22 protein-coding genes and 1 riboswitch are annotated in these 25,213 nt (G+C 49.9%); of the genes, 16 read left to right on the top strand and 6 right to left on the bottom strand.

Going from position 1 to position 25,213, the window contains the following annotated elements; genetic code table 11:
* The first annotated feature begins 88 nt into the window (after window positions 1–88).
* The 11 genes from B147_RS0116605 to B147_RS0116555 all read left to right on the top strand — a co-directional run bounded on the left by B147_RS0116605 (window position 89) and on the right by B147_RS0116555 (window position 14,640).
* Complete coding sequence (locus tag B147_RS0116605) at window positions 89–2,131, top strand: urocanate hydratase (protein ID WP_020588328.1); 2,043 nt, start codon at window positions 89–91, stop codon at window positions 2,129–2,131.
* 139 nt (window positions 2,132–2,270) lie between these two features.
* Window positions 2,271–3,242 carry an MBL fold metallo-hydrolase gene (locus tag B147_RS0116600; RefSeq protein ID WP_020588327.1) on the top strand — a complete coding sequence of 324 codons (972 nt, stop codon included), beginning with the start codon at window positions 2,271–2,273 and terminating at the stop codon, window positions 3,240–3,242.
* Window positions 3,243–3,414: 172 nt separating this feature from the next.
* Window positions 3,415–4,479 carry a branched-chain amino acid aminotransferase gene (locus B147_RS0116595; RefSeq protein ID WP_020588326.1) on the top strand — a complete coding sequence of 355 codons (1,065 nt, stop codon included), beginning with the start codon at window positions 3,415–3,417 and terminating at the stop codon, window positions 4,477–4,479.
* Between the two features lie 90 nt (window positions 4,480–4,569).
* On the top strand, window positions 4,570–5,115 hold the full coding sequence (locus tag B147_RS0116590) for a helix-turn-helix domain-containing protein (protein ID WP_020588325.1): 546 nt from the start codon (window positions 4,570–4,572) through the stop codon (window positions 5,113–5,115).
* 30 nt (window positions 5,116–5,145) lie between these two features.
* Complete coding sequence (locus B147_RS0116585) at window positions 5,146–6,300, top strand: acyl-CoA dehydrogenase (RefSeq protein ID WP_020588324.1); 1,155 nt, start codon at window positions 5,146–5,148, stop codon at window positions 6,298–6,300.
* A gap of 383 nt (window positions 6,301–6,683) precedes the next feature.
* Window positions 6,684–7,268 carry a hypothetical protein gene (locus B147_RS0116580; RefSeq protein ID WP_020588323.1) on the top strand — a complete coding sequence of 195 codons (585 nt, stop codon included), beginning with the start codon at window positions 6,684–6,686 and terminating at the stop codon, window positions 7,266–7,268.
* 176 nt (window positions 7,269–7,444) lie between these two features.
* Window positions 7,445–9,499 (top strand): helical backbone metal receptor, encoded by a 2,055-nt coding sequence (locus B147_RS0116575; RefSeq protein WP_020588322.1) that lies wholly within the window; start codon window positions 7,445–7,447, stop codon window positions 9,497–9,499.
* Window positions 9,499–10,377, top strand: coding sequence for an ABC transporter substrate-binding protein (locus tag B147_RS0116570; RefSeq protein ID WP_020588321.1), 879 nt, complete (start codon window positions 9,499–9,501; stop codon window positions 10,375–10,377). Before B147_RS0116575 ends, B147_RS0116570 begins: the two co-directional genes overlap by 1 nt.
* On the top strand, window positions 10,374–11,381 hold the full coding sequence (locus B147_RS0116565) for a FecCD family ABC transporter permease (RefSeq protein WP_020588320.1): 1,008 nt from the start codon (window positions 10,374–10,376) through the stop codon (window positions 11,379–11,381). Before B147_RS0116570 ends, B147_RS0116565 begins: the two co-directional genes overlap by 4 nt.
* On the top strand, window positions 11,378–12,190 hold the full coding sequence (locus B147_RS0116560; protein ID WP_020588319.1) for an ABC transporter ATP-binding protein: 813 nt from the start codon (window positions 11,378–11,380) through the stop codon (window positions 12,188–12,190). Before B147_RS0116565 ends, B147_RS0116560 begins: the two co-directional genes overlap by 4 nt.
* 158 nt (window positions 12,191–12,348) lie before the next feature.
* Window positions 12,349–12,530, top strand: a riboswitch (cobalamin riboswitch).
* A gap of 112 nt (window positions 12,531–12,642) precedes the next feature.
* The gene (locus tag B147_RS0116555) at window positions 12,643–14,640 is read left to right on the top strand and encodes a TonB-dependent receptor (protein WP_020588318.1); all 1,998 of its coding nucleotides are present in this window, start codon (window positions 12,643–12,645) and stop codon (window positions 14,638–14,640) included.
* An 88-nt stretch (window positions 14,641–14,728) separates the two neighbouring features.
* On the opposite strand, the gene B147_RS0116550 is transcribed toward B147_RS0116555, so the two are convergent.
* From B147_RS0116550 to B147_RS0116525, 6 genes are all read right to left on the bottom strand, one after another.
* On the bottom strand, window positions 14,729–15,265 hold the full coding sequence (locus tag B147_RS0116550) for a 2-oxoacid:ferredoxin oxidoreductase subunit gamma family protein (RefSeq protein WP_020588317.1): 537 nt from the start codon (window positions 15,263–15,265) through the stop codon (window positions 14,729–14,731).
* An 18-nt stretch (window positions 15,266–15,283) separates the two neighbouring features.
* Entirely contained in the window at window positions 15,284–16,027 is a 744-nt protein-coding gene (locus B147_RS0116545; RefSeq protein ID WP_020588316.1) for a thiamine pyrophosphate-dependent enzyme, read from the bottom strand.
* Window positions 16,028–16,049: 22 nt separating this feature from the next.
* Window positions 16,050–17,120 (bottom strand): 3-methyl-2-oxobutanoate dehydrogenase subunit VorB, encoded by a 1,071-nt coding sequence (gene vorB, locus B147_RS0116540; protein ID WP_026259696.1) that lies wholly within the window; start codon window positions 17,118–17,120, stop codon window positions 16,050–16,052.
* A 22-nt stretch (window positions 17,121–17,142) separates the two neighbouring features.
* A complete protein-coding gene (locus tag B147_RS0116535) occupies window positions 17,143–17,361 on the bottom strand; it encodes a 4Fe-4S dicluster domain-containing protein (RefSeq protein WP_020588314.1) in 219 nt (72 codons plus the stop codon).
* Between the two features lie 21 nt (window positions 17,362–17,382).
* A complete protein-coding gene (locus B147_RS0116530; RefSeq protein WP_020588313.1) occupies window positions 17,383–18,066 on the bottom strand; it encodes a nucleotide-binding protein in 684 nt (227 codons plus the stop codon).
* A gap of 82 nt (window positions 18,067–18,148) precedes the next feature.
* On the bottom strand, window positions 18,149–19,435 hold the full coding sequence (locus B147_RS0116525) for a radical SAM family protein (RefSeq protein ID WP_020588312.1): 1,287 nt from the start codon (window positions 19,433–19,435) through the stop codon (window positions 18,149–18,151).
* 523 nt (window positions 19,436–19,958) lie between these two features.
* On the opposite strand from B147_RS0116525, the gene B147_RS33215 reads away from it, so the two are divergent.
* The 5 genes from B147_RS33215 (at window position 19,959) to hypE (ending at window position 25,021) form a co-directional block, all read left to right on the top strand.
* Window positions 19,959–20,084, top strand: a complete 126-nt coding sequence (locus B147_RS33215) for a hypothetical protein (RefSeq protein WP_281167897.1) — start codon at window positions 19,959–19,961, stop codon at window positions 20,082–20,084.
* 131 nt (window positions 20,085–20,215) lie between these two features.
* Window positions 20,216–20,446 carry a HypC/HybG/HupF family hydrogenase formation chaperone gene (locus B147_RS0116510; RefSeq protein ID WP_020588309.1) on the top strand — a complete coding sequence of 77 codons (231 nt, stop codon included), beginning with the start codon at window positions 20,216–20,218 and terminating at the stop codon, window positions 20,444–20,446.
* 7 nt (window positions 20,447–20,453) lie between these two features.
* Window positions 20,454–22,811: a carbamoyltransferase HypF gene (hypF, locus tag B147_RS0116505; RefSeq protein WP_020588308.1), complete on the top strand. Its 2,358-nt coding sequence runs from the start codon at window positions 20,454–20,456 to the stop codon at window positions 22,809–22,811.
* A gap of 90 nt (window positions 22,812–22,901) precedes the next feature.
* A complete protein-coding gene (hypD, locus tag B147_RS0116500) occupies window positions 22,902–23,990 on the top strand; it encodes a hydrogenase formation protein HypD (protein ID WP_020588307.1) in 1,089 nt (362 codons plus the stop codon).
* A 17-nt stretch (window positions 23,991–24,007) separates the two neighbouring features.
* Window positions 24,008–25,021 carry a hydrogenase expression/formation protein HypE gene (gene hypE / locus B147_RS0116495; protein WP_020588306.1) on the top strand — a complete coding sequence of 338 codons (1,014 nt, stop codon included), beginning with the start codon at window positions 24,008–24,010 and terminating at the stop codon, window positions 25,019–25,021.
* Window positions 25,022–25,213 lie beyond the last annotated feature (192 nt).

Below are 25,213 nucleotides of genomic sequence, written 5' to 3'. Positions count from 1 at the left end.
TGTTTTTTCAGCGGATAATTTTGTATATATAAGCCAATCAAATCCATCGGCAGGTATTCCCTGCCGGACAGCATGAAGGAGAAAAGCCATGAGCAATCCGTCTGCCCCGGCCATGACCATCTGCTTACCCGATACCCTGCCGCCTGAAAAACAATGTCGCCCCGGCGTCCGCAGGGCACCGGACAGAGGATTTCGCCTGACCCGGTCCCAGACTGCCGTGGCCTTGAAAAATGCCCTTCGCTATATTCCTGCAACTCTTCATGACGCACTGATTCCTGAATTTTTAGAAGAACTTCGAACCCGGGGCCGGATTTATGGCTACCGCTTTCGTCCCCAGGGACATATCAAGGCAAAGCCCATTCATGAATACAAAGGTAAGTGTGTGGCCGGCAAAGCCGTCCAGGTGATGATCGACAACAACCTTGATTTTGATGTGGCGTTGTATCCTTATGAACTGGTGACCTACGGGGAGACCGGGGCCGTGTGCCAGAACTGGATGCAGTATCAGCTGATCAAACGCTACCTGGAAGCGCTCACCGACCACCAGACCCTGGTGATGCAGTCCGGGCATCCTTTAGGGCTCTTTGCCTCGGCACCGGATAACCCCAGGGTTATCATCACCAACGGGCTTCTGGTGGGGCTTTACGACAACCCGGAAGACTGGGAGATTGCCGTGCAGATGGGGGTCTCTTCTTATGGTCAGATGACAGCGGGCGGCTGGATGTACATCGGCCCCCAGGGGATTGTCCACGGCACCTACAACACACTGCTCAATGCCGGACGGCAGATGTGTGGAGTCCCGGTGGACGGGAACCTGGCAGGACTGCTCTTTGTTTCATCCGGTCTTGGCGGCATGAGCGGGGCCCAGCCCAAGGCTGCTAAAATTGCAGGGGCAACCTGCATCATCGCAGAGGTGGATGAGTCCAGGGTCAAAACCCGGCATGAGCAGGGCTGGGTGGATGTGGTTTCCGATGACCTTGAAACGGTTTACCGGACCGCCAAGACGGCAGTCAAAGCGAAGGAGAACACCTCCATTGCGTTTCACGGCAACATCGTGGACCTGCTTGATTTTTTGATCAAAAAAGATTTGAACGTGGACCTTCTGTCCGATCAGACCTCATGCCATGTGGTGTATGACGGCGGGTACTGTCCGGTGGGCCTGACCTTCGAGGAACGCACTCAACTTTTGGCCAACGACAGGCCCCGGTTCAAGCGCCTGGTGGATGCCGGCCTGAAACAGCATTATGAACTGATTCAAAAATTCACTGCTCAAGGCACCTATTTCTTTGACTATGGCAATGCCTTTTTGAAAGCGGTGTTTGATGCCGGTGTCACCCAGGTGTCCAAAAACGGTGTGGATGCCAAGGACGGATTTGTCTATCCCTCCTATTTTGAAGATATCATGGGGCCGATTTTCGATTACGGGTACGGTCCTTTTCGCTGGGTATGCCTTTCCGGCAACCCCGAAGATCTGGATAAAACAGATGCGGCCGCCATGTCCTGCATTGATCCGGACCGCCGGTCCTATGACCGGGACAATTACGTGTGGATAAGAGATGCCAAACAAAACAAACTTGTGGTGGGCTCCCAGGCCCGGATTTTATACCAGGATGCCGCAGGCAGGGTCTCCATTGCCCTGAAATTCAATGAAATGGTTCGCACCGGTGAGGTGTCCGCCCCCATCATGCTGGGCCGGGACCACCATGACCCCGGCGGCACGGATTCCCCGTTCAGGGAAACCGCAAACATATATGATGGTTCCAATGTGTGTGCTGACATGGCCACCCACTGCTTTGCCGGCAATGCAGCCAGGGGCATGAGCATGGTTGCACTGCACAACGGCGGGGGCACCGGCATCGGCAAGGCCATCAACGGCGGGTTCGGCCTGGTGCTGGACGGCAGCGAACAGGTGGATTCAATCATCAAATCCGCCATGCTCTGGGATGTCATGGGAGGAGTGGCCCGAAGGAACTGGGCCGGCAACCCCAATGCCAGACAAGTGGCCGTTGCCTACAATACCCAAAACCCCAATGGCGACCAGATCACCATCCCCCACCTGGCGGATGAGGCCAAAATTGCGGCTGCCGTAAATAAACTGTTTGCCGGCACCATTCGTTCAAGTTTTATTTAAAATGGGAACTACGGTTATTCTTTAACACGCCATTACCCGCCTCTCCAATTCAAACTGCTTGCAACTATTTGATAAAATGGGTACTTATGTCTAATAACTCTATCCCGAAGCAAACCCATACAACGAGAGGCTAATAACTTTGAATATCAAATTCTGGGGCAGCAGGGGTTCAATCCCTATTTCACTTTCTTCACATGACATCGAACATAAACTTGCCAAAGCATTGCAGATGGCAGGATCTCATAATCTTTCATCGGAAAATGAAATCAGCCGGTTTATAAAGGGCTTGCCCTTTTCAATCCGGGGAACGTTCGGATCAAACACATCATGTGTTCAGGTTGAAGGGGAAGACAAAAAACAAATCATCATCTGCGACAGCGGAACCGGGATCCGGGATCTTGGAACATATCTTGCGACGGCCATAAATCGCGACGGCCCGCAAAATTTTGCCATTCACATTTTTATTTCCCACCTTCACTGGGATCATATCAGCGGATTTCCTTTTTTCATTCCGGCTTTCATGGAAGGCTGCACCATTAACTTTTACGGATATCATGACAAACTTGAAGAATCCATGACCTTTCAGCAGAACTTTACCAATTTTCCTGTTCCCCTGTCAGCCATGGGTGCAGATATTACTTTTAAAGTGCTGGAAATTGATCAAACCTATGAAATAGGGGGTTTTTCAATAAAAGGAATAAAACAGAACCACCCCGGAGACGCCTTTGGATTCAGATTTGAACAAAATCATAAAGCCTTTGTCTATTCAACAGATTCAGAGCATTATGACGATGTTGACAGGGATGACTACCCTTTTGTGAAGTTTTTTAACAATGCGGATCTGGTTGTGTTTGATGCCCAGTACAAATTTGCAGAGACATTAACCTGCAAAAAGGACTGGGGGCACTCAAGCAGCATAATAGGTATTGAACTTGCTCTCAGGTCGGGTGTAAAAAGGCTTTGCCTGTTCCACAATGATCCTGCTTCCTGCGATGAAAACCTGGAGCAGCATGCCATGGATGCCCAAAAATATGCCAGACATTGCCCCTTCCCCGGAGCCAAAGACCTGGAAGTTTTCACAGCCTATGACGGACTTGAAATAAACATTTAAAATCTCTTTGCTTTCAATTTATTATTGTCCTAATATGGCAATTTCCAGGAAAGCATGGGCTGCTTTCCTGGAAACGGCTTAACCGGCATTGTGCGGAATGCACCCTACATATAATAAGGTATAAGGCCGGCCGGTTAAATGACAGTTAACAGCAATTGAGAACGGAGGCGCAATGGAGGTTAAAGTTACCCGGGTATCTCAACCAGGAACCCGCCCCAAGGATGAAGACCTGGGATTTGGCACGGTATTTACCGACCATATGTTTGTTATGGATTATGAAAAGGACAAGGGATGGGTCAATGCCCGCATTGAACCCTACGGCGATTTTTCCATGTCGCCGGCAAGCATGGTGCTGCACTACGGACAGGCGGTATTTGAGGGCCTGAAAGCCTATAAAACTGCGGACGGAAAAATTCAGCTTTACAGGGCGCGTGATAACTTTGCCCGCATGAACCGTTCCAGCCAGGGCCTTTGCATCCCTGAAATTGATATTGATTTTGTCATGGACGCGCTTAAAAAGCTGATAAAAATTGAAGAAGCCTGGATTCCCGAAACCCCGGGAACCTCTTTATACATCCGGCCGACCGTCGTGGCCACCGACCCCTTCCTTGGTGTCCGGGCATCCTATACATACAAGTTTTTTATTATTCTTTCTCCTGTGGGATCATACTATGCCCAAGGGCTTCAGCCTGTAAAAATATGGGTCTGTGAAGACCATGTCAGGGCCGTACGCGGCGGGGTTGGCGAGTTCAAAACCCCGGGCAACTATGCAGCCAGCCTTCTGGCCGGGGAAAAGGCCAAAAAAGAAGGGTATAATCAGGTATTGTGGCTGGATGGTATAGAGCTTAAATATATTGAAGAAGTCGGGGCCATGAATATCTTCTTTCTGATCAATGACGAACTGGTTACCCCGATGCTCAACGGCAGCATCCTGCCCGGCATCACCCGTTTTTCAGTCATTGAGCTGGCCAAAAAATGGGGCATAAAAGTCAGTGAGCGCAAGATCAGCATTGATGAGGTCATTGCCGCTGCCGACGATGGCTCTTTGCAGGAAATGTTCGGCTCCGGCACCGCAGCGGTTGTTTCCCCTGTGGGAGAACTGCGCTATAAAGACAAAGTTATTCATATCGGCGACGGTACTCCCGGTGAAACATGCATGAAATTTTATAATGCCGTGACTGCCATTCAGTACGGAAAAGCTGAAGATACCCAAGGCTGGATTGAAGTTGTAGAGTAAATTAACCGAATGTGTTTTTTAGTCCATCGGCGCTGAACGAGCGCTCAGTCAAAGATGGAGTTTGATCACCCTCAAACTATTGGAGATCGTATGGCTAAAAAGAAAGAAGTTACCCATGTAGGCGTCCGGATCAAGCGGGCCAGGCTGGACAAAAAACTGAGCCTGGACGCCATGGCCAATGAGACCGGGCTGTCAAAAGATTTTATCAAAAAAATAGAGAGCGGAGAGCAGCGTCCTTCAGTGGGAACGTTGCTCCAGCTCTCACGCACCCTTCAACTGGATTCAGGCTCCTTGCTCAAGGAGCCTGATGATTCTTTGGAAGCCAGGGCCGATGCCTATACCAAGCGAACGGATCATTATGCGTATACGCCGTTGTCGCCTGGGGCTGAAAACAACCATTTAAAGGCATTTCGCATCGTTGTAGAAGCCGGTGCCGGCCATGAAGGAGTTGGGTTTCAGCACGAGGGCGAGGAGTTTGCCTATGTGCTGGACGGTGAAGTTGAAATTCAGGTAGGGGACCATATCAATGTCTTGAAAACAGGGGAATCCCTTCATTTTAATTCAGGGATCAAGCATGACCTGCGCAATATCGGCGATCACGATGCCGAACTGATTGTCGTGGTCTATGCGCCTTAAATCCGTTTTTTTGAACAATAAGGAGATACCATGTTATTCAAGTTAACTGATGAACAGGTGATGATCCAGAATATGGTGCGTGAATTTTCACGCAAAGTGATCGCTCCCACGGCTGCGGAACGGGATAAAACCAAAGAGTTCCCCTCCGACAATTTCAAACAGATGGGGGAGCTTGGGCTGATGGGCATGATGGTACCCGAAGAGTTCGGCGGGGAAGCCGCAGATGCGGTTTCCTATGTGCTGGCCCTGTCTGAAATCGCATATTCATGTGCATCCACCTCTGTCGTCATGTCGGTCCAGAATTCCATCGTCTGCGAATCGCTCAATAAATTCGGCACAAAGAAACAAAAACAGGAATTTCTAGTGCCCTTGGCCTCCGGGGAGATCATCGGGGCATTTGCCCTGACCGAACCCGATGCCGGGTCTGACCCGGTGAGCCAGACCACCACTGCCGTCAAGGATGGCGATGAGTATGTGATTGACGGCACCAAGCGTTTTATCACGTCTGGGGAAAACAGTTCCGTGGTCCTTGTCACGGCCAAAACAGACGAAACCAAGGGACACAAAGGCATATCCTGTTTTATTGTCCCCAAGACAACACCCGGTCTCGTTGTAGGACATCATGAAGACAAGATGGGACTGCGGGCATCGGACACCACGGACCTGATTTTTGAAAATTGCCGGGTACCGGCTGCCAATATTTTAGGCAAAGAAGGAGATGGCTTTAAAATCGCCATGTCCGGCCTGGACAGCGGCAGGATCGGTATTGCGGCCCAGTCCCTTGGCGTGGCCCAGGCGGCCTTTGATGCAGCCGTCAAGTATGCTGGAAAACGCAAGCAGTTCGGCGTGCCCATCACCAAACACCAGGCCATCCGTTTTCAGTTTGCGGATATGGCCACAAAGATAGAAGCGGCACGTCAGTTGGTTCTTTCCGCGGCATCCATGAAGGACCGGAGGGAAAAGTTCACCCGGGAAGCCTCCATGGCCAAACTCTTTGCCTCTGAAATGGTTCAGGAAGTTACGGCTCAGGCCATACAGATCCACGGCGGATACGGGTTTACCAAGGATTACCCTGTGGAACGGTTTTACAGGGACGCCCGGGTATTTACCATCTACGAAGGCACCAGCGAGATTCAGCGTATTGTCATTTCAAATGCAGTGCTCAAGGATAAGCGAAAATTATGATTGAATCTGCATTGGGCGACTATATTGTAATTATATAAGAAAGTCTGTGTAACCGACACAGACTTTCAACTTTTGTTATGGGCTGAACCATGGTGAAGAACCAGGTCAGCCCATGGCTGTTAGTTGAAAGGTTCCTCTCAAACTATAACATCTGACATTCAACCCCAAGCAAAAACTCGCTACATAACTACTCGGTATACCGATTTAGAGGGAATGAAAACCTTACACTCAAGCCGATATCTTCATCTCGTAAGGGAAATATTTTAACGTTATAGAACACCTCTTAAAATTTAACATATCAACCTCAATGAATTTAAAATGGTTTGCTTCTTCTTTATGCTTTTTGATACTACGTTTAGTAATTATTTTTACGGTTATAAAATATGAACAAGATGCTGTTATTAGATGTTCGATTAAATAAAAATTTTGGATATTGGTTAAATTTAATAATTCTTTTACTGATAGAAAGTACCTTCCTATCAATATATTTCTATATGTTATGGCAGGATGGTTCTTCCTTGAAACATCTTTTTGGGGCGACTCTTTTATTTCTTCTTTGCGGAGGAGGGCCTCTTTATTTACTATTCCATTACCCTTCAAAACTGGATATAAAAGTCTATAATAATAAACTTGCAGTTAATTTTGTTGATTATGAGCTAAAGCATATTCAAATAGAAAACTATGGCCTCCAAATTCCTTATATGCAAATCAAATATCGTGACAAAATTATTTGCAAAAAAATAATGACTCATGGCATTTTTGGAGATCTATTAGCAGTGAATGATCAAGCAATAAACAGCGCATATTTAGTAAGAGCAATCAATGAATTAAAAAATGGCAAAATATTGGAACAACCGATTGCCCCTTCAAAGTTGAGTCGTGAACGTTTTTTCTCCCATAAAATTGTTTGGCTTGCAGTTTTTTTATTGGCTTTACCTTGGCTATTAGTCTTCTTTGTAATCCCATAACTTCTCTTTTAGAATAGTTGGCAAAGTCAATAGAAAGAATCGATCCATTTAAAAATAGCCCAGAATGGCTCTATTTATTAGAGTTGACTATGTCCATATTATGCTCACTTGGCCTAGGATGGGACCGAGATCAACATCTTGTAGCCCCCTTTGCTTTGGGCGGGAAGGATAACGCATTGCCTCTTTTAAGGTATTTACTTCGTAGCCGTTATATTTATATTTTTTGTATCGTTGCAGTTCTCTTCACGGGGCTTTGCCTGGAAAATGATACGGCATCGGCCGCCCGGATTCAGGTACAGGACAGTTTCGGTACAACCCTTGTGTTTGATCAGCCGCCCCAAAGGATTGTCAGCCTTGTGCCCACGGCATCGGAAATACTTGTAACCATCGGGGCAGGGGGCCAGCTTAAAGGGGCTACCTACCATGATGTGACGCTTTCGGGGTCAGACCAACGAGAGGTTGTGGGCGGATTTTTCAATCCTTCCTATGCCCATGTTAAAAAAGTACATCCGGACCTGCTCATTGCCGCATCTTTTCACAGCCGTATCATTGAGGCTGCAAAAAAGTCCGGGTTGAAGGTTTTTGTTTATGACACAAACTCTCTGGACCAGGCATGGGCACAAATGAAAACACTGGGCCGGATCACAGGCCATGAAGTCCAGGCACTGGGCCTGGTGAAAAAGAACATGGACAACCTGGCCCATGTCAAATCAAAAAAAGGCAAGGCGAAAGTAAAACCTAAACGAGTAATGCGGCTCATGGGCCGGGACAGTATCATGACGCCGGGGGCCGACACGTTTCAGGCGGAAATGATACGAGCTGCGGGCGGACAGGCCCCGGATTTCGGAAAAACCGGGGAGATTGTGCCCGTATCCCTAAAAGAATGGACGGATTTTAATCCCCAGGTGATTTACGGTTGCGGGGATGATAAGCGGGCGGCGGAAAAATTTTTTTCAACGCCGGGGTGGAAGGATGTGGATGCGGTGAGAAATCACCAGATCTATTATCTGCCCTGTGACCTGACCTGCCGGGCATCGGTCCACACCTCCGACTTTGTGGCCTATCTCTCCTCATTGATTTACCCACAGGAATTTGCCGATGAGAAAAATGACGTCCATCCTTCCGGAATTATCGATGAAAGCTTTCTCGAGCAGGATCTTTCAAAAAAGTTTTCCTACGTTAAAAAAGCATCCATTATCAATGCCTACGTATTTGACTATCCCAATAAAACCCTGGCGGTGGATTTAAAAACGCCCATGACCGTTTTGTCCACCCTGGAAGGCTGGCGGGATAATATTACAACCGTGGGCAACCACTACACCCCGCCGCCCACCTGGATGCCGGGCCATTTGGCAGGCATAGATGCCCTTCGTACCCGCATCCTTGACGCCATCGGCAAAACAAACGAAACCACAGCCCTGCTCATGACCGGGGCAGATATGGGCAACCTGTCCATCCGGACAGAAAGATTTAAAGAGATGAAAGTCACGACGCTGGTTACGGCGGGCGTTATGTCCAATGCCGTACGCATGGGCACCGATCAAGGCATGTTTTATGAACCGGGCACCATCAATATATTGATACTAACCAACATGCACCTGACTCACCGGGCCATGTCCCGGGCAATTATTTCGGCCACGGAAGCCAAGACAGCTTTGCTGGAAGCCCTGGACATCCGTTCAAGCGTCTCAGGGGCGAGACATGCGGCCACGGGCACCGGCACAGACAATATCCTGGTGGTGGCCGGGCAGGGTGCAACCATTGATAATGCAGGCGGGCATTCAAAAATGGGAGAACTCATTGCAAAGGCTGTTTACGCAGGGGTTAAAGAAGCCGTGAAAAAACAGAACGGAATTCTGGCCGACCGGCACATTATTCAACGCCTGAAAGAGCGAAATATCAGCATTTATGAACTCACCACCAAAGCCCAGTGCAATTGCGGACAAAAGAAAAGTGAATTCAACGCTATGGTGGAACATCTGCTGTTGAACAAAGAAATTTCAGGGTTCATGGAATCGGCCTTGGCGCTGAGCGATGCCCATGAGCGTGGACAGGTGAAAAATCTTGACGCCTTTGACCTGTGGTGCGGAAAAATGGCGGAAAAAATCGCGGGCCGGCCCATTGACATCATGGATTTAACCCGGGATGATCATGTTCCCATTGTGATTAAAAAAGCGTTGAATGCCGTTATGACCGGTGCCAAAGCCCGGATCGGAGAAGAAAACGAATAATGGACAGGCTAAACCTCCCTAAAACCATTCTGGTCTGGGTGCTGGTCCTGGTCTGTGCGCCTGCCTGGGCTGCAGCCCAAGGGCCTGCACCGGCGGCCCGGGTGATCTCCCTGTCTCCTTTTATCACGGAAACCATTTACCTGCTGGGTGCCCAAGACCAGCTGCTTGCCGACACTATTTATTGCACGGTTCCCCCCGAGGCGGCTCAAAAAGAAAAAATCGGATCCGTGACCCAAATGAATGTGGAAAAAATCATCAGCCTGCAGCCGGACCTTGTGATCTCCTCTCCTTTAAGCAAAAAAAAGCAGCTTAAAATTCTTCAGTCCCAAGACCTGCGGATCATGGAGATCCGCAACCCCAAAACCTTTGAACAAATGTGTGCCATTACCCTGAAGATTGCAGACGCCCTTGGCAAAACGCCCGAAGCCAAAACTCTTATAAAACTGGCGTCGGATGATGTGGACAAGATTCGCAGGCAGGTTTCCGGCTTAATTCCGAGACGGGTATTTATCCAGATTGGGCTTAAACCCCTTCACACCGTGAACAAAGATCTGTTTATCAATGAATATCTTATCCTTGCCAATGCCGTTAACATCGCTGAAAACCAGCCATCCGGCATCTATTCCCGGGAAGAGGTGATTAAACAGAACCCGGATGTCATTCTCGTGGCCACCATGGGATCAAATAAAAAAGCGGCAACCCTTGAAAAAAAACGATGGATGGCATTTCCTTCCCTGACATCTGCCAAAAACAACGAAATTCACGTGCTCGACCCCGAAGTGATTTGCCATCCCACACCTGTCAGTTTTGCATCCGGCCTTAAGCAGGTGGCGGCACTGATCCACCCGGAAATCAACAGCGCAAAGGCCCGCCATTGAAAGCCAATGCCAGGTCATGGGGCCTGTTTTCCTTAGGCCTGTTTATGCTTCTGGTGTTCACCGCAGGCCTGTCTTTATCCGTTGGCAGCGCCGATATCCGATTGTTTGACATCCCGGGAATCATTGCCGCAGGGCCGGGCAGTGCCGAATACGGCATTCTCATGGGTATCCGGCTGCCGAGAACCCTGCTCGGCATTGCCATGGGCGGGGCATTGAGCCTTGCAGGCACCCTGCTCCAGGGCATGTTTAAAAATCCCCTGGTAGAGCCCTATACCCTGGGGATTTCCGGCGGCGCGTCCCTGGGCATCTGCATCAATATTTTGTTCAAGCTCTACGCGGTTATCGGCATCATTGCCTATCCCTTATCCGGGTTTGCCGGTGCAAGCCTGGTCATTTTTCTGGTCTACGGGCTGAACAAAAGTACCCGGCATATCCGGTCCAACCGGATGCTGCTCACCGGCGTCATGATCTCCTATGTGGCCTCCTCCCTTGTCATGCTGCTCATGGCCCTGGCCGGGACCGACGATCTTCAGACCATTGTGCTGTGGATCATGGGCGCATTGGACGAACCGGACATGACCTTGATCCGCATGGCTCTGACGGGGTCTCTTGCCGGCATTGTTCTCTCCTATTTTTTTTGTTTTGACCTCAACGCCCTTGGCCTGGGCGAAGAAGAGGCCGCAAATCTTGGGGTAAACACGGCCCGGGCAAGGAAAGGCATTTTTTTTATTGCATCGTTTCTCACCGGTCTGTCCGTATCCATGGCAGGGGTGATCATGTTTGTGGGGCTGATTGTTCCCCACTTCATGCGCCTGGTCACTGGGCCGGATCACAGGATTCTTCTCATTGCCTCCTATCTGGGCGGTGCGGTGTTCTTACTGATATGCGATGTGATCGCCCGAACCGTGATCGCGCCCCTGGAACTGCCCGTGGGGGTAATCACCGGCATCATTGGCGGTGTGGTATTCATCTGGGCCATTTCCCAAAAAAAGGAAGACCTATGACCCCATCGCCGTTGGTAAAAATTGAGGATATCACCCTGGGCTTTGGCCGGCGTCAGGTGTTGTCGAATATCAGTTTTGATGTGCCGGCAGGCCGGATTGTTTCCATTATCGGTCCCAACGGCGCAGGGAAAACCAGTCTGCTGCGCACGGTTTGCGGGAACCTGGCACCGTTCAAGGGAAAAATTATGCTCAAAGGCAAGGATATCTCGACCCAGACCCAGGCCGATCTTGCCCGGCAGATGGCCGTGGTGCGGCAGAATCAGGAACTCATGCCCATGAAGGTTCAACCTTATGTGCTGCTGGGCCGGCTGCCTTTTTTCAAACCATTTCAATTTTTTGAAACCCGCAAAGACCTGGATCTTGCCCGGCACTTTATGTCGGTTACCGGCATCCTGGATCTTGCCGATTCCGCCATGGATCAAATTTCAGGCGGGGAGCGCCAATTGGCGGCCCTTGCAAGGGCGTTGACCCAGGAACCGGAATTCCTGGTGCTGGACGAACCCACAGCACATCTGGACATCACCCACCAGGCCGGAATGCTTGATCTTATTTCCGGATTGCGGGATCGCTTGGGCCTCACTGTACTCATGGTGATTCATGATTTAAATCTGGCCGCTGAATATTCCGATGATCTGGTGCTGTTAAACAAGGAAAAAGGGCGGATTCATGCCATGGGCACCCCGGAAAAAATTTTGACCCGGGAAAACATCCAGGCCGTGTATCATACCCCTGTCCGGGTGGAAAAAAATCCCAAATCCGGGCGACCCTGCATATTTATCGACAGGGCCGGTGCCTGTCCCAATTCTTGATAAATTCTCAGTATCCTAGTAGACGCTGTTTATATGAAAGTACCAACAAGTTGTTGAGTTACTTTCATTTTTTGTTGTGGGCCGGGCCTGGGCGCTGATAGACCAGATCGGCCCATGGCCGTTATTCGTTTGACAAATTTTGTGCATCGGATATAGAAATACAAAAAATTTGTCCAGGTGTGTGAAAACACTAAATAGGGAATCCTGTGAAAATCAGGAACGGGCCCGCCGCTGTAACCGGATACGATCTCTGTATGAAACCACTGGTACCAGATACCGGGAAGGGGCAGAGAAAGCAAGACCCGGGAGTCAGAAGACCTGCCTGGACAAGGTGCCGATGACCTCGAGGATTGGGTAGGCATGAAAAAATCCTGAGATAGTTTGGGAAATCCCGGATTGAAATTTATCGGTCCGGTTTTTTTATGCCCGGATCAATACCTTCAGGAGGAAAAGTGAAAAAAGAATTGTGGCTGGTTTTGATGTCGGTTTTTCTGGCCCTGCCCGGTATGGGCATGGCAGATGAGATTGAAACCGAGGATGATGTGGTACTGGTGGACGATATTATTGTTACGGCCAGCCGGTCTGAACAGTCCAATGAAAAAATCCCGGCCCAGATCACAGTGATCACGGCCGAAGATATCCGGGCCAGTGGGGCCCAGTCTGTGCCGGATGCCCTTAAACATCTCGGGGGAATTGTTATTTCAGACCTCAACGGAAACGGATTTAATCAGAAGGTTGATATGGGTGGATTTGGTGAATCGTCTGACCGCCATGTGGCGGTTCTGGTTAATGGAAGAAAACTGAATCCCATTGATCAGTCGCCTGTCAATTTTCTCGCCATCCCCATTGAAAATGTTGAAAAGATTGAATTGGTTCACGGCGGTAATGCTGTGCTGTACGGCGGGGATGCCATGGGCGGTGTCATTAATATTATTACCAGAGGAATCCGGGACGGTGTGCATGGCTGGGCAGAAGGTGGTATCGGCAGCCATGGTACGGCCAAAGGTCTTGCCGGGGTCAGTTTTTCCTCGGGGAAATTCGGAGGCAGTATTGGCGGCGTTTATTATGATACCGATGGATACAGAGCGCATTCTGATGCAAGCCGGAAAAGCGGAAATGCAAAGCTCAACTTTGATCCGTCTGATGCTTTAGGCTTTTCATTTGAAGCGTCTACGACCCAGGCCGATTATGAATATCCCGGCGGCCTGACCAAAGCCCAGATGGAAACGAATAGAAAACAGTTTAATCCAAGCTACCCGGATGATGAAGGGGAGAGCCGGGACGATGCGTATGTTCTGTCTGTTAAATCTGACTGGGGAAGGTTTGGCCGGTTAAATCTTGATCTAAGTTATCGATCCTACGAGCGCCGGGATATCTCATGGGGCTCATCCTACGATTATGATTTCAACACTGTTGGCGTCTCTCCTCAGTACGTCCTGGATCATTCTATTTTCGGAAAAGATAATCGATTGACCCTTGGTTTTGAATACTACGACACAGATTATGACGCCAGGATGTATAACTGGAATATTATGGATTTTGCCAATTATGATCATACCCAGGAAACAATCGGCTTCTATGTACAGGATGAGTTCAGCATATTGGAAAGCCTGGTTTTAAATCTTGGCGCCCGCTATGAAGCGTTCAGCACCCACCTGAAATCTGCTGACCTTGGGTCGAATAAGGATGTAAATGAAAATGAGTGGGCTTGGAATGCCGGCCTGGCCTATATTTTTTCACCCAAATCAAAAATTTATATCCGGGCATACCAGGCGTACAGATTTCCCCGGGTTGATGAATTCATGAATTTAACATCCGGTACGGTGAATTCAGATTTGACTCATGAGACATCACAGGGATATGAGGCCGGTGTCCGTTATGTCGGGTTCGAAAATCGTCTGGCTGTTGATTTTAGATTATTCACTTTTGATGTAGATGACGAGATCACCTGGGTCACGATAGGGTGGTCCGGCGAGAATCAAAATTTAAATCAAACCCGGCACAAAGGTGCGGAACTCAATGCTGATTTTAAAATGAACAAGCTGATTTCATTTTTCGGCGGTTTAGGATACACCGATGCCAAGGTCACCAGCGGCCGGTATTCCGGTGTGGATATCAGCGGAAACAAGATCCCTCTTGTTCCCGAGTTTAAAGCAAGTCTTGGGTTTGCCCTTAACTTTGATTTTGGTCTGACCTTCAGATGCCAATACAATTATCTGGATGACAGGTATGCAGGAAATGATTTTTATAACTCCTATGAAAAGCTCGGCAGTGCTCATACTGTTGATTTATACCTGGCATATCCATATAAGCAGGTGGAATTTTTTCTCAATGCTACCAATATCTTTAATGAAGAATACTGTGACGGCTACAGTTATGGGGCGGGTTCGGAATCCTACTATCCTGCGGCAGAGGCTGTTTATTACGGCGGTGTCCGGGTCAAATTTTGAACACCCTTGTATAAAAGGAACATAGTCAAAGGCGGGAAAAAGGCTTTTGAAGCACTTTTTCCCGCCTTTAATATTTTTGGAGCTATGGCTATGCCTGGGCGGCAGCCACGCCCCTGTCAAACGCATCCATGTTCAAGGGAATAATTTTTGCCTTGGCGGCAAATTCTTCCTTGACGCATTTTTTCAAAAGATCCAGTTCCACCAGCTTGCTTTTGGCGGCAAACGCCGCCAGGGCAACAATGTTGGCAGCCCTGACGGATCCGGCCTCAATGGCTATATCATTGGCCGGTACCAGTAGTTCAACCACATCTTTGCGCTGGCTTCTGACCGGGATCAAGGATGAGTTGATAAATACAATCCCACCGGGTTTAATGGTGTCGTCGAACTTTTCCAAGGATGGCCGGTTCATGGCCACCAGGTGGGTGGGATTTTTTATAATGGGTGATCCAATGAGCTTGTCACTGATCACAACGGTGCAATATGCGGTGCCGCCCCGCATTTCAGGTCCGTAGGAGGGAATCCAGGCGACCTGGTATCCCTGCTTCATTGCGGCATAGGCCAGCAGCTTGGCACTGAGAAGAATGCCCTGGCCGCCGAATCCTGCAAATTTAATTTCTGTCTGCATGGGTCTCTCCCAATATTGTTAGGCGTCTTCAGGGGTTTTGTAATCGCCCAGTTTATAGTAAGGCAGCAAGGTTTCTTCGGCCCATTTCAAGGCATTGATGGGTGTCATGCCCCAGTTGGTGGGGCAGGTGGAGACCACCTCCACAAAGCTGAAACAGGTGTTGTCCATCTGGTACTGGAATGCCTTTTTAATCGCCTTTTTACATTTGTTCACCATCTGTGGTTTGAGCACGGACTGCCGGGTCACATAACCCGGGGTCACAATTTCACTCATCAGATTGGCCATACGCAACGGCATGCCGGTCTGGGCCACATCACGGCCACCCGGAGCCGTGGTGGCTCGCTGGCCCGGCATGGTGGTGGGGGCCATCTGGCCGCCGGTCATGCCGTAAATGGCATTGTTAATAAAGATAACAGTAATCTTTTCCCCGCGGTTGGCGGCATGCATGATTTCACCGAAGCCGATACTGGCAAGGTCGCCGTCGCCCTGGTAGGTGAAGACCATCAAATCCGGACGAACCCGCTTGATGCCGGTTGCCATGGCAGGGGCCCTGCCGTGGGCGGCTTCCTGAAAGTCACAGTCAATATAATTGTAGATCATGACGGCGCATCCCACAGGGGCGATACCCACGGTCCTTTCCCGGATACCCAGTTCGTCTATGGCCTCGGCCACCAGCCGGTGGACAATGCCGTGGGTGCAGCCGGGACAATAGTGGGTGTAATTGTCTGTTAACGCCTCTGGCTTAGAAAATGTTTTTCCCATTATTTTCTCCTTGACCGGCGTCTTACCCGATCAGCTCTTTTACGATTTCGATGATTTTTTCAGGTGACGGAATTTCTCCGCCGCATTCCCCGTAAAATTCCACCGGTTTTTTGCCCATGACCGAACGCTGGACATCTTCCACCATCTGGCCCATGCTCATTTCAATGCTGATAACGCATTTGCAGCTCTCTTTGATTGCGGCATCATGCACCTGTTCTTCAGGGAAGGGAAATAAGGTCTTGGGACGGAACATGGCAGCTTCAATGCCCTCGGCCTTGAGCATGTCAATGGCGGTGCGGCAGACCCGGCTCATGGTGCCGTAGCTTGCCAACAGAATCTGATAGTCCCCGTCTGCATTGTACAGCTCATACTGGACATCTTCCTTTTTCATCCGCGCGTATTTGGCCTTGAGATTCAGGTTGTGCTGGTTCAGTTCGGTGGGGTCCAGGAACAGGGATTTCACCAGGTTCGGCGTTTTGCTCTTCCGGGTGGACATGCCGTTGGAAGCCCAGTCGTCCTTATTGGTGGGTTCGGTTTTCAAATCATCGGGGAATTCCACCGGTTCCATCATCTGGCCGATCATGCCGTCGCCCATGATCATGACGGGATTTCTGTATTTTTCAGCCAGGGAAAATGCCTGCATGGTCATCTCTACGGCTTCCTGGACACCGTCCGGTGCCAGGACCATCAGATGATAGTCGCCATGGCCGCCGCCTTTGGTTGCCTGAAAATAATCACCCTGGGACGGCAGAATCCCGCCGAGTCCCGGACCGCCTCTCATGATATTAACAAATACGGCCGGGCACTCAGCCCCGGCAATATAGGAAATTGCTTCGCTCATCAGGCTGATGCCCGGAGATGATGACGTGGTCATGACACGCACTCCGGCGCCCGATGCGCCAAAAATCATATAACCTACGGCCACTTCACTTTCGCCCTGGAGGAACACGCCGCCCTCTTCGGGCAGGCGTCTGCTCAGGTATTCGGCGACTTCCGACTGGGGCGTGATGGGGTATGCAAAATAGTTTAAACAGCCTGCCCTGATGGCGGCTTCGCCGATTGCTTCATTGCCTTTCATTAAGACTTTAGCCATTGTCTCTTGTCCTCATAAAATATTAAGCACTTTGTTCTTCAACTATAGTTATAGCCACATCCGGACACATGGTGCAGCAGATGGCGCAGTGAATGCAGTCCTCTGGTCTGGCCTGAAAGGCCGGAAAATGCCCTTTTGCATTTACCTTGTCGGAGATCTCAAGCACGTCTTTGGGGCAGAAATGCACACAAAGACCGCACCCTTTGCACCTTTCGACATCAATAATGTGTTTATAGGCCATTGTACGTAGTACTCCTTGGTGTTAAGTGCGTGTCCAGGGAGGTGCCAGCAACCGGTCAATGGGCAGGATCGGGCAAAAGATCCGTTCCGGGGCCAGTTGGGGCAAAAGCCTGGTGGACGCTGTTATAAATTCAATATTAAGGCCGGTGGCTTCGGATACCCGGCGCACCAGATTGTAGCCGTCATAAATAATTTGCGGCGTGGTCTCGTCAAGAAGGTTGGCATTGGAAATCAGGCCTGTGACAGACAATTTAGCGGCAGCTTCAATTTTGGCCTTTATCCTAAGACAGCCTTGAACATCGCAGGTTTCGGGGCGCAATGGATTGATCACCTGGAGCAGTTTGACATCACCTTTTTCAAGCACGTCGGCCAGGGCCGCAAGCACCTTTACCCCGGCATCATCACCGCCTGCATCCAATATGGTCAACTGGGCCGGATTTTTAATCATACCGGCCACGGCCGGGGTCAGGATGGGCAGGTCCGCATGCATGTATTTTTTATCCGGCAGCACCACTTCCACACCCAGATCTTCCAGGGGCTTTTGGGCTTCCCTGGTTCTGAAATAGGGGTTGACCAAATCCAGATCCGTTATCTTGACACGTTTGCCCGCCCGCCGTGATGCGGCTGCCAGATTAACAGCTGTCTCACTTTTGCCGCTGCCGTAATTTCCGGCTATTATAATGATACCGCTGATGTCGGGTAACATGTAGCCCTTTCCTTAACAAGTTAACTACCATTTAATAATAAACTATGAATTAAATCAAATCGAGCAAGGTTTTTCAATAATATTATCGGGGTGGATTGAAATAGCCGTGGATAAGGTGGGGAAAGGCTTGACTCAACTCTTTTATCAAGTTTGTCATGCCGGTGGGGGCGCCGCCGGGTGCTGCATTTTCCATAATACGGATGTAATGCCGTGGGTCAAAATTCAGGTTGCGCCATTGGATCATATTGATGTCCGTGTCGTGAATAAAATCAAAAAGTGCCTGTTTTTCCTGTTGGCAATCGGTAAATCCCGGGCAGTTCAGGTAATTGATTGCCACAAAACGCCCCTTTGCCCGGGCCCGTTTGATACTGTCCACAACATCTTCAAAACAATAAGACTTGGGACGAAAATAGGCAGTATAACAATTTTTGCGCACCGAGTTCATACTCACGCGCATGCTGTCCAGGCCAGCGTTGCACAAACGTTCCACCCGGTCGGGCAAACTGGCATTGGAGTTCAGGTTAATGGTACCTTGATCGGTCTTTTCCCGGATCAGGACAATGGCCTTTTCAATGGCATCTGCCGAGGTTAACGGTTCGCCCTCACACCCCTGGCCAAAACTGACCACGGCCTTTTCAACCTTCAGAATATGTTCCAGGGCAACGCCGGCAATCTCCTCGGGATCAGGGATAAAGGATATTCTGTCCTGGCAGGCGCAAAGATTATTTTCCGTTTGAAGGGAGATGCATCCAAGGCACCGGGCGTTGCAGACCACGGACGTCGGCAGTGGTGCTTCATACCGGCCCAGGAAAAAATTCTTACCGGCCGGGCATCCGTATTCCAGGGCGCATTTTTCCAGATGGCGCATCAGACGATTGTCCGGATATTTTTTTCTGTATTTTTCAACGCCGCGTTGAACGCCTGCAATGGGCATTAAACGCAAATCCTGCCGGGGCTCATCATCCACCTGAAGAGCGGCTGACCGAAAATCATTTTTTCCAAACCCCACGGCACCATAGGAAAAAAGGGGCAGGGGGGTATCCATGCCGGAATCATCGTAGGCGCAAAAATGCAGGTTCACATACCCCGGAGAGTTGAACACACCCACCGGATAAATACGCTGGCCAGACTCAAAGGGATTGGTTTCAAGGGCTTCAAACCGGTCTGTGACAAGGTTGAATACAATGGGGACTCTGTCGGGCAGCAGCATCAGTTCACTGCCGTGGGGCATGGGACAAGTACCGGATTTTGTCAGAATAAAAAATTGATTTCCGGACATGCCTGCGGCAGCATATCCGTCCAATTCAAAAATATTTCCGTGTTCATCAGCCACCACAGCCGTGAGCATCTGTTTATTGATATATGCCATGATGAATCAGGATATACCAGAATGGCCCGGATCTCAATCTTCCGTCTATGTTTTATATTTTGGTTGACAAAAAGCAAATTCCTATCCTATGACGTTTCGGAAAATATGTATGAAAGTACCAATAAACTGCTCAGTTACTTTCATGTTTTGTTGTGGGTTGAGCCTGGGCGTTGATAGACCAGGCCGGCCATGGCCGTTAGTTGGACATGAACCCTGCCCGGATTCAGTTCAACACCCTGGACCGGCTCGGGGCTATTGATGTAACCAATGTGCCGAGCCATTGCCCGTATAAAAAATCCGGCATCCGGGGACTATATTAGCGACGAGAAGAAAAAAGCAGATAAAAAAGAGAGTAATGTTAGACATGACGAGCCCCTCCCAAATCCCCCCCCACCAAGACCGACGCCAAAATAAGCATAACCGACGTAGTAATGAAGACAGACGCAGCAGGGTTGAACGTCGACATGATTTTCGCAACAGCTCGAAAAAGCAGCGACGCACATTTTGTGAGTGGTGGCGCTCTGTGTTCAACGCACGCCTCGGTGTTGACCGGAGAAAACAGGAACGCAGAAAGAATCCGGATCGCCGCCGGCAAGACCTTAAGAACCTGCTCACCGAAGAAGAGATTAACGAACTCCTCAACTGGTAGATCACCCCAACACTGCATATTTTTTACATTGCCCGGCTGAATAAAATGAATTGGGTTTGTTCATAGGTCGACTTATGGTATATTGGTTTTCTTGATTTAAAATAAAAACAACAGGATGGAATTTAAACCCTATGTGTTTAGCTGTACCTTCAAAAATTATTGAAATCAACGATGCCTTGGCAAAGGTGGAAGTGGACGGGGTGGTCCGGGAGGCCAGCCTGATGCTGCTCGAAGATGCCGGTATTGGGGATTACGTTATTGTTCATGCCGGGTTTGCCATTTCAAAGGTGGATGAAGAAGCAGCCTTGCAAACCATTGCAGACATGCGCATGATACTTGAGCTGGGTGGCGACCTGGCCTGACTTTTAAATGGGTTCTTCCAATCTGTCGGCAAAAAAAATTGAAATCTCAGGGGTGGTCCAGGGTGTTGGATTCCGCCCTTTTTTATTTGGGTTAGCCCGCGCGCATCATCTATGCGGACATGTGTCTAATACCGCCTCTGGTGTGATGCTTTTTGTCCAGGGTACGCCAAAGGACCTGGATGCATTTCTCTTGGATATTCCTGAAAAAAAACCGCTGCTGTCACAAATTTCACAGATGGTTTCAACGGATACACACCCTTTGGACCTGGCTGATTTTACAATTATTAAAAGCCGGAATGCCCAAACCAGGTCCGCCCTGATATCCCCGGATGTAGGGGTGTGCCCCGATTGTCTCAAAGAGATGCAGGATCCTGCTGACCGCCGGTTTGAATACCCGTTTATCAATTGCACCAATTGCGGGCCAAGATACACCATTATCCAGGATATTCCCTATGACCGGCCAAAAACGTCCATGAAATCCTTTGCCATGTGTCCGGACTGCCTAAAGGAATATGAAAATCCCTTAAATCGAAGGTTCCATGCCCAGCCCAATGCCTGCCCTGATTGCGGTCCCCAGGTATTTTTAATGGATAATACGGGGAAACGGGTGGACCAAGATGATCCGGCACAGGCCATGGCACTTGCGGCCCGGCTTCTCAAGCAGGGAAAAATCGTTGCGGTCAAGGGGCTTGGCGGGTTTCATCTGGCTGTGGATGCATCCAATGCAACGGCTGTTGACCTGCTGCGCCAAAGAAAAAAACGGCCTCATAAACCCTTTGCCCTGATGGCGGCCTGGAATTCTCCCCTATTTGACCATGTTCAGGTGGATGAGAATGAAAAAAAGCTGCTTTTATCCTATCACCGGCCCGTTGTTTTGTTGAAAAAAAAGGCGCCCTCCCAATCTGTGGACACGGGTCTGGCCCCGAATCTTGCACCGGACAATCTTTGTCTGGGTATCATGCTGCCCTATACACCGTTACACTATCTGCTTTTAGACAAAGGACCCGGTATTCTGGTCATGACCTCTGGGAACCGGTCCGGCGAACCCTTGGCCATTGATAATGCCGACGCCCTGGATGCCTTTTCCCACATTGCCGACTATTTTCTGCTCCACAACCGGGATATCTACTTCAGGGTTGATGATTCCATAACCAGGATTCAGCAGGGGAAAATGCGGTTTCTGCGCAGATCCAGGGGATATGCCCCCCTGCCCGTGGACATAACCCCGCCGGTAGGAGATCGACTTGCCAATATTCTTGGCTGCGGGGCGGGTATGAAATCAACCATCTGTTTGACCCGGGACCGGTACGCCTTTTTTAGCCCGCACATCGGGGATCTGGAATCAATGCAGGTCCAAAATTTTTACAAAAAGACCATTGAGCATATGCAAAAAATTCTGGATATCCGGCCGGTGTGTGTGGCCCATGACCTGCATCCGGGATATTTTTCCACACAGTTCGCCAAAACGCTCGGAGAGCAGGGCCTGCCGCTGATAGGAGTCCAGCACCACCATGCCCATGCCCTTTCCTGCATGGCGGAAAATCACTTGGACGGTAAGGTGCTTGCCCTGACCCTGGACGGCACTGGTTTAGGTACGGACGGGCATATCTGGGGCGGCGAAGTCCTGGTCTGTACTTATGAAGGGTTTGAACGCCGGGCCCGGCTGAATTACCTGCCCATGCCGGGCGGAGATGCGGCGGTAACAGCACCCTGGCGCATGGCGGTGGCTTTGTTATATAAGGTATTCGGACCAGGGATAATGGATCTGGATATTCCCTTTATCCACTCTTTGGACAAATCTCAATTATCATTTTTAATTCAGATGATGGCCCGGCAGATTAACAGCCCATTGACTTCCAGCACAGGCCGTCTGTTTGATGCTGTCTCCGCCCTTTTGATGATCTGTCATGAAATATCCTATGACAGCCAGGCCGCCATTGCTCTGGAGGCCGCTGCGGATCTTGAAGAACCGGCAAACATCGCCTACCCCTTTGACATAACGATCGGAAATGACGGTTGTTGGATCATGGACAGCGCCCCTTGGGTGAGGCAGATGGTGGCGGATATCAAAAAAGATATGCCCCGGGGCAAAATTGCAGCCCGGTTTCATCTAACCTTATCCCGTATGATGGTGGATGCCGCCGCAAGGGTAGGCAAGGAAACCGGCCTTGACCGGGTTGTTCTGTCCGGCGGGGTATTTAATAACGATACAGTGTTATCCCAGATAACCCGTATGCTTGAATCAGAGGGCTTTAAGGTCTATACCCACAACATTGTTCCCTGCGGGGATGGCGGCATTGCCCTGGGGCAGGCCATGGCGGCCGCAGCCTTGCAACATACAATGTACGGCCATAGGCCGACCTGACATATCATCTGCCAGGCTTTAGCCCACAACGAAACAAGAAAGCAATTCAACAACTTAACGAAACTTTCTTATAAAACATAAAGGTAATCCATGAGTTCTACATATAACCATGAGTTCAAAGATCCTGAAATTTCAAAAGCCCTGGTGGCCCGGATTCGGGAAAAAAGCAACCGCCCGTTACGGTTAATGGAAGTGTGCGGAACCCATACCATGGCCATTTTTCGTTACGGCATCCGGTCCGTATTGCCCGACACCATTACACTTTTGTCAGGGCCAGGCTGTCCTGTGTGTGTGACCGCCCAAAAGGACATTGACGCCTATGTGATGCTGGCACGCAGGCCGGATGTCATTTTGACCACCTTTGGCGACCTGATGAAGGTACCGGGGTCCGGGAGCAGCCTTGCTGCGGAAAAAGCCGACGGTGCGGATGTCCGTATGGTCTATTCCATTTTTGATGCCCTGGCCGTTGCCAAGGAAAACCCAAACAAAGAGGTGGTGTTTTGCGCAGTGGGCTTTGAGACCACCATCCCGACCATTGCAGGGGCGGTGCTCACGGCCAAAGCCCAAGGAGTGGACAATTTCAGCATTTATACTGCAAACAAGCTCACCCCCCCGGCATTGACCGCACTCATGGAGACCGGCGGCGTGGAAATAGACGGATTTATTCTGCCCGGACACGTATCGGTCATCACAGGGCTTGACGCTTTTGCCCCTACCTTTGAAAAATACCGGATACCTTCAGTGGTTACAGGGTTTGAGCCGGTGGATATTCTTAAAGCCGTACTTAAACTGGTTGAACAGAATGAATCCAACACCCCCGGACTGGTTAATGCCTATCCCCGTGCCGTGGCCGATGACGGCAACCCCAAGGCCCGGGCAATTATGAATCAGGTGTTTGAAAGGGGCGATGCCCTCTGGCGGGGAATTGGTAATATTCCGGATTCAGGCATGGTACTGAGAGAATCCTTTCATCAATTTGACGCGGCCAAAAAATTTGCAATGTCGATTCCGGAAACCCGTGAGCCGGCCGGATGCGACTGCGGACGGATTTTAATGGGACTGAAGCGGCCAGACCAGTGCCAGCTGTATAAAAAAACCTGCACCCCCATGCATCCGGTGGGCCCCTGCATGGTCTCCAGTGAAGGCGCCTGTGCCGCCTTTTATAAATACAGCCGGTAAGAAATAAGGAAAATACCATGAACGATAATGATACAATTCTTCTGGATCACGGTGCCGGGGGCAAAGTTTCCCATGCCATGTTTTCAGAATTAATATTGCCTTTATTCAACAACGGATTATTGGCAAAACAGGATGATGGGGCCGTTTTTGAGGTGCCTGCGGGCCAGATGGCTTTTTCAACGGATTCCTATACCGTAGACCCCATTTTTTTTCCAGGCGGGGATATCGGAGAGCTTGCCGTAAACGGCACCGTCAATGATGTGGCCATGTGCGGGGCAATCCCTTTGTATATATCAGTGGGGCTGATCATTGAAGAAGGCATGAAGGTGTTTGACCTTAAACGCATTCTTCAATCCATGGCCGGGGCTGCCAAAAAGGCAGGGGTCCGGATCGTCACCGGAGATACCAAGGTGGTGCCCCGGGGAAAGGTTGACAAAATATTCATCAACACCTCCGGGATCGGACTTCTTCCGGTCGGCGTCAATGTATCAGGTAGCGGAGCACGACCCGGCGATAAAGTAATTGTTTCAGGCACCATTGCCGACCATGGCGTCACCATATTAAGCGAACGGGAAGGACTAAAATTTGATTCTGACGTAAAAAGTGATTCCGCTCCCTTGAACCACATGGTGAAAGCGGTGCTGGAATCAGGGTTTCCGGTTCATGTGCTGCGGGACCCCACCCGTGGTGGCCTTGGTACAACACTTAACGAAATTGCCGTCCAGTCAATGGTGGGTATACGGCTTTTTGAGGACCGGCTGCCGGTACGCGGACCGGTCCAGGGCATTTGCGAGCTTCTTGGGTTTGACCCCCTGTACCTGGCCAATGAGGGTAAACTCATCGCCATTGTGCCTGGCGCAGACGCCGACAAGGTCCTGGATATAATTCGCCGGGATGAATTCGGTAAAGAGGCTGTGATTATCGGGGAGGTTACGGACCAGGATTCAGGCCGGGTTGTTCTGGAGACGCTTATCGGCGGCACCCGGATTGTGGATATGCTGACCGGCGAGCAGTTGCCCCGAATCTGCTGATTTTAATGAAAAATATCCGGATATTGACCAGTGCTGACGCATAAATAATAAAAGGTCGGCCGAAGTTGTTCCGCCCACTCCTTTTTGGGAAAATTCCGCCTTTCCTTCTTTCAGAAGGCATCGGAAAGGTAGTTCTTCCTACACAAACCATGGCCTGTACCGAAGATTTTCATTCCGTCCGGGCATAGTTCT

The organism is Desulfobacter curvatus DSM 3379 (assembly GCF_000373985.1).
GTDB classification, from domain to species: domain Bacteria; phylum Desulfobacterota; class Desulfobacteria; order Desulfobacterales; family Desulfobacteraceae; genus Desulfobacter; species Desulfobacter curvatus.
This window is presented reverse-complemented; position numbering and strand designations above follow the sequence as displayed.

What these genes read in the sequence shown, in the direction of transcription:
- B147_RS0116605 (WP_020588328.1), top strand. Translation starts at nt 89, where the DNA reads ATGAGCAATCCGTCTGCCCCGGCCATGACCATCTGCTTACCCGATACC.
- B147_RS0116595 (WP_020588326.1), top strand. Translation starts at nt 3,415, where the DNA reads ATGGAGGTTAAAGTTACCCGGGTATCTCAACCAGGAACCCGCCCCAAG.
- B147_RS0116590 (WP_020588325.1), top strand. Translation starts at nt 4,570, where the DNA reads ATGGCTAAAAAGAAAGAAGTTACCCATGTAGGCGTCCGGATCAAGCGG.
- B147_RS0116585 (WP_020588324.1), top strand. Translation starts at nt 5,146, where the DNA reads ATGTTATTCAAGTTAACTGATGAACAGGTGATGATCCAGAATATGGTG.
- B147_RS0116580 (WP_020588323.1), top strand. Translation starts at nt 6,684, where the DNA reads ATGAACAAGATGCTGTTATTAGATGTTCGATTAAATAAAAATTTTGGA.
- B147_RS0116570 (WP_020588321.1), top strand. Translation starts at nt 9,499, where the DNA reads ATGGACAGGCTAAACCTCCCTAAAACCATTCTGGTCTGGGTGCTGGTC.
- B147_RS0116560 (WP_020588319.1), top strand. Translation starts at nt 11,378, where the DNA reads ATGACCCCATCGCCGTTGGTAAAAATTGAGGATATCACCCTGGGCTTT.
- B147_RS0116550 (WP_020588317.1), bottom strand. Translation starts at nt 15,265, where the DNA reads ATGCAGACAGAAATTAAATTTGCAGGATTCGGCGGCCAGGGCATTCTT.
- B147_RS0116545 (WP_020588316.1), bottom strand. Translation starts at nt 16,027, where the DNA reads ATGGGAAAAACATTTTCTAAGCCAGAGGCGTTAACAGACAATTACACC.
- vorB (WP_026259696.1), bottom strand. Translation starts at nt 17,120, where the DNA reads ATGGCTAAAGTCTTAATGAAAGGCAATGAAGCAATCGGCGAAGCCGCC.
- B147_RS0116535 (WP_020588314.1), bottom strand. Translation starts at nt 17,361, where the DNA reads ATGGCCTATAAACACATTATTGATGTCGAAAGGTGCAAAGGGTGCGGT.
- B147_RS0116530 (WP_020588313.1), bottom strand. Translation starts at nt 18,066, where the DNA reads ATGTTACCCGACATCAGCGGTATCATTATAATAGCCGGAAATTACGGC.
- B147_RS0116525 (WP_020588312.1), bottom strand. Translation starts at nt 19,435, where the DNA reads ATGGCATATATCAATAAACAGATGCTCACGGCTGTGGTGGCTGATGAA.
- B147_RS0116510 (WP_020588309.1), top strand. Translation starts at nt 20,216, where the DNA reads ATGTGTTTAGCTGTACCTTCAAAAATTATTGAAATCAACGATGCCTTG.
- hypF (WP_020588308.1), top strand. Translation starts at nt 20,454, where the DNA reads ATGGGTTCTTCCAATCTGTCGGCAAAAAAAATTGAAATCTCAGGGGTG.
- hypD (WP_020588307.1), top strand. Translation starts at nt 22,902, where the DNA reads ATGAGTTCTACATATAACCATGAGTTCAAAGATCCTGAAATTTCAAAA.
- hypE (WP_020588306.1), top strand. Translation starts at nt 24,008, where the DNA reads ATGAACGATAATGATACAATTCTTCTGGATCACGGTGCCGGGGGCAAA.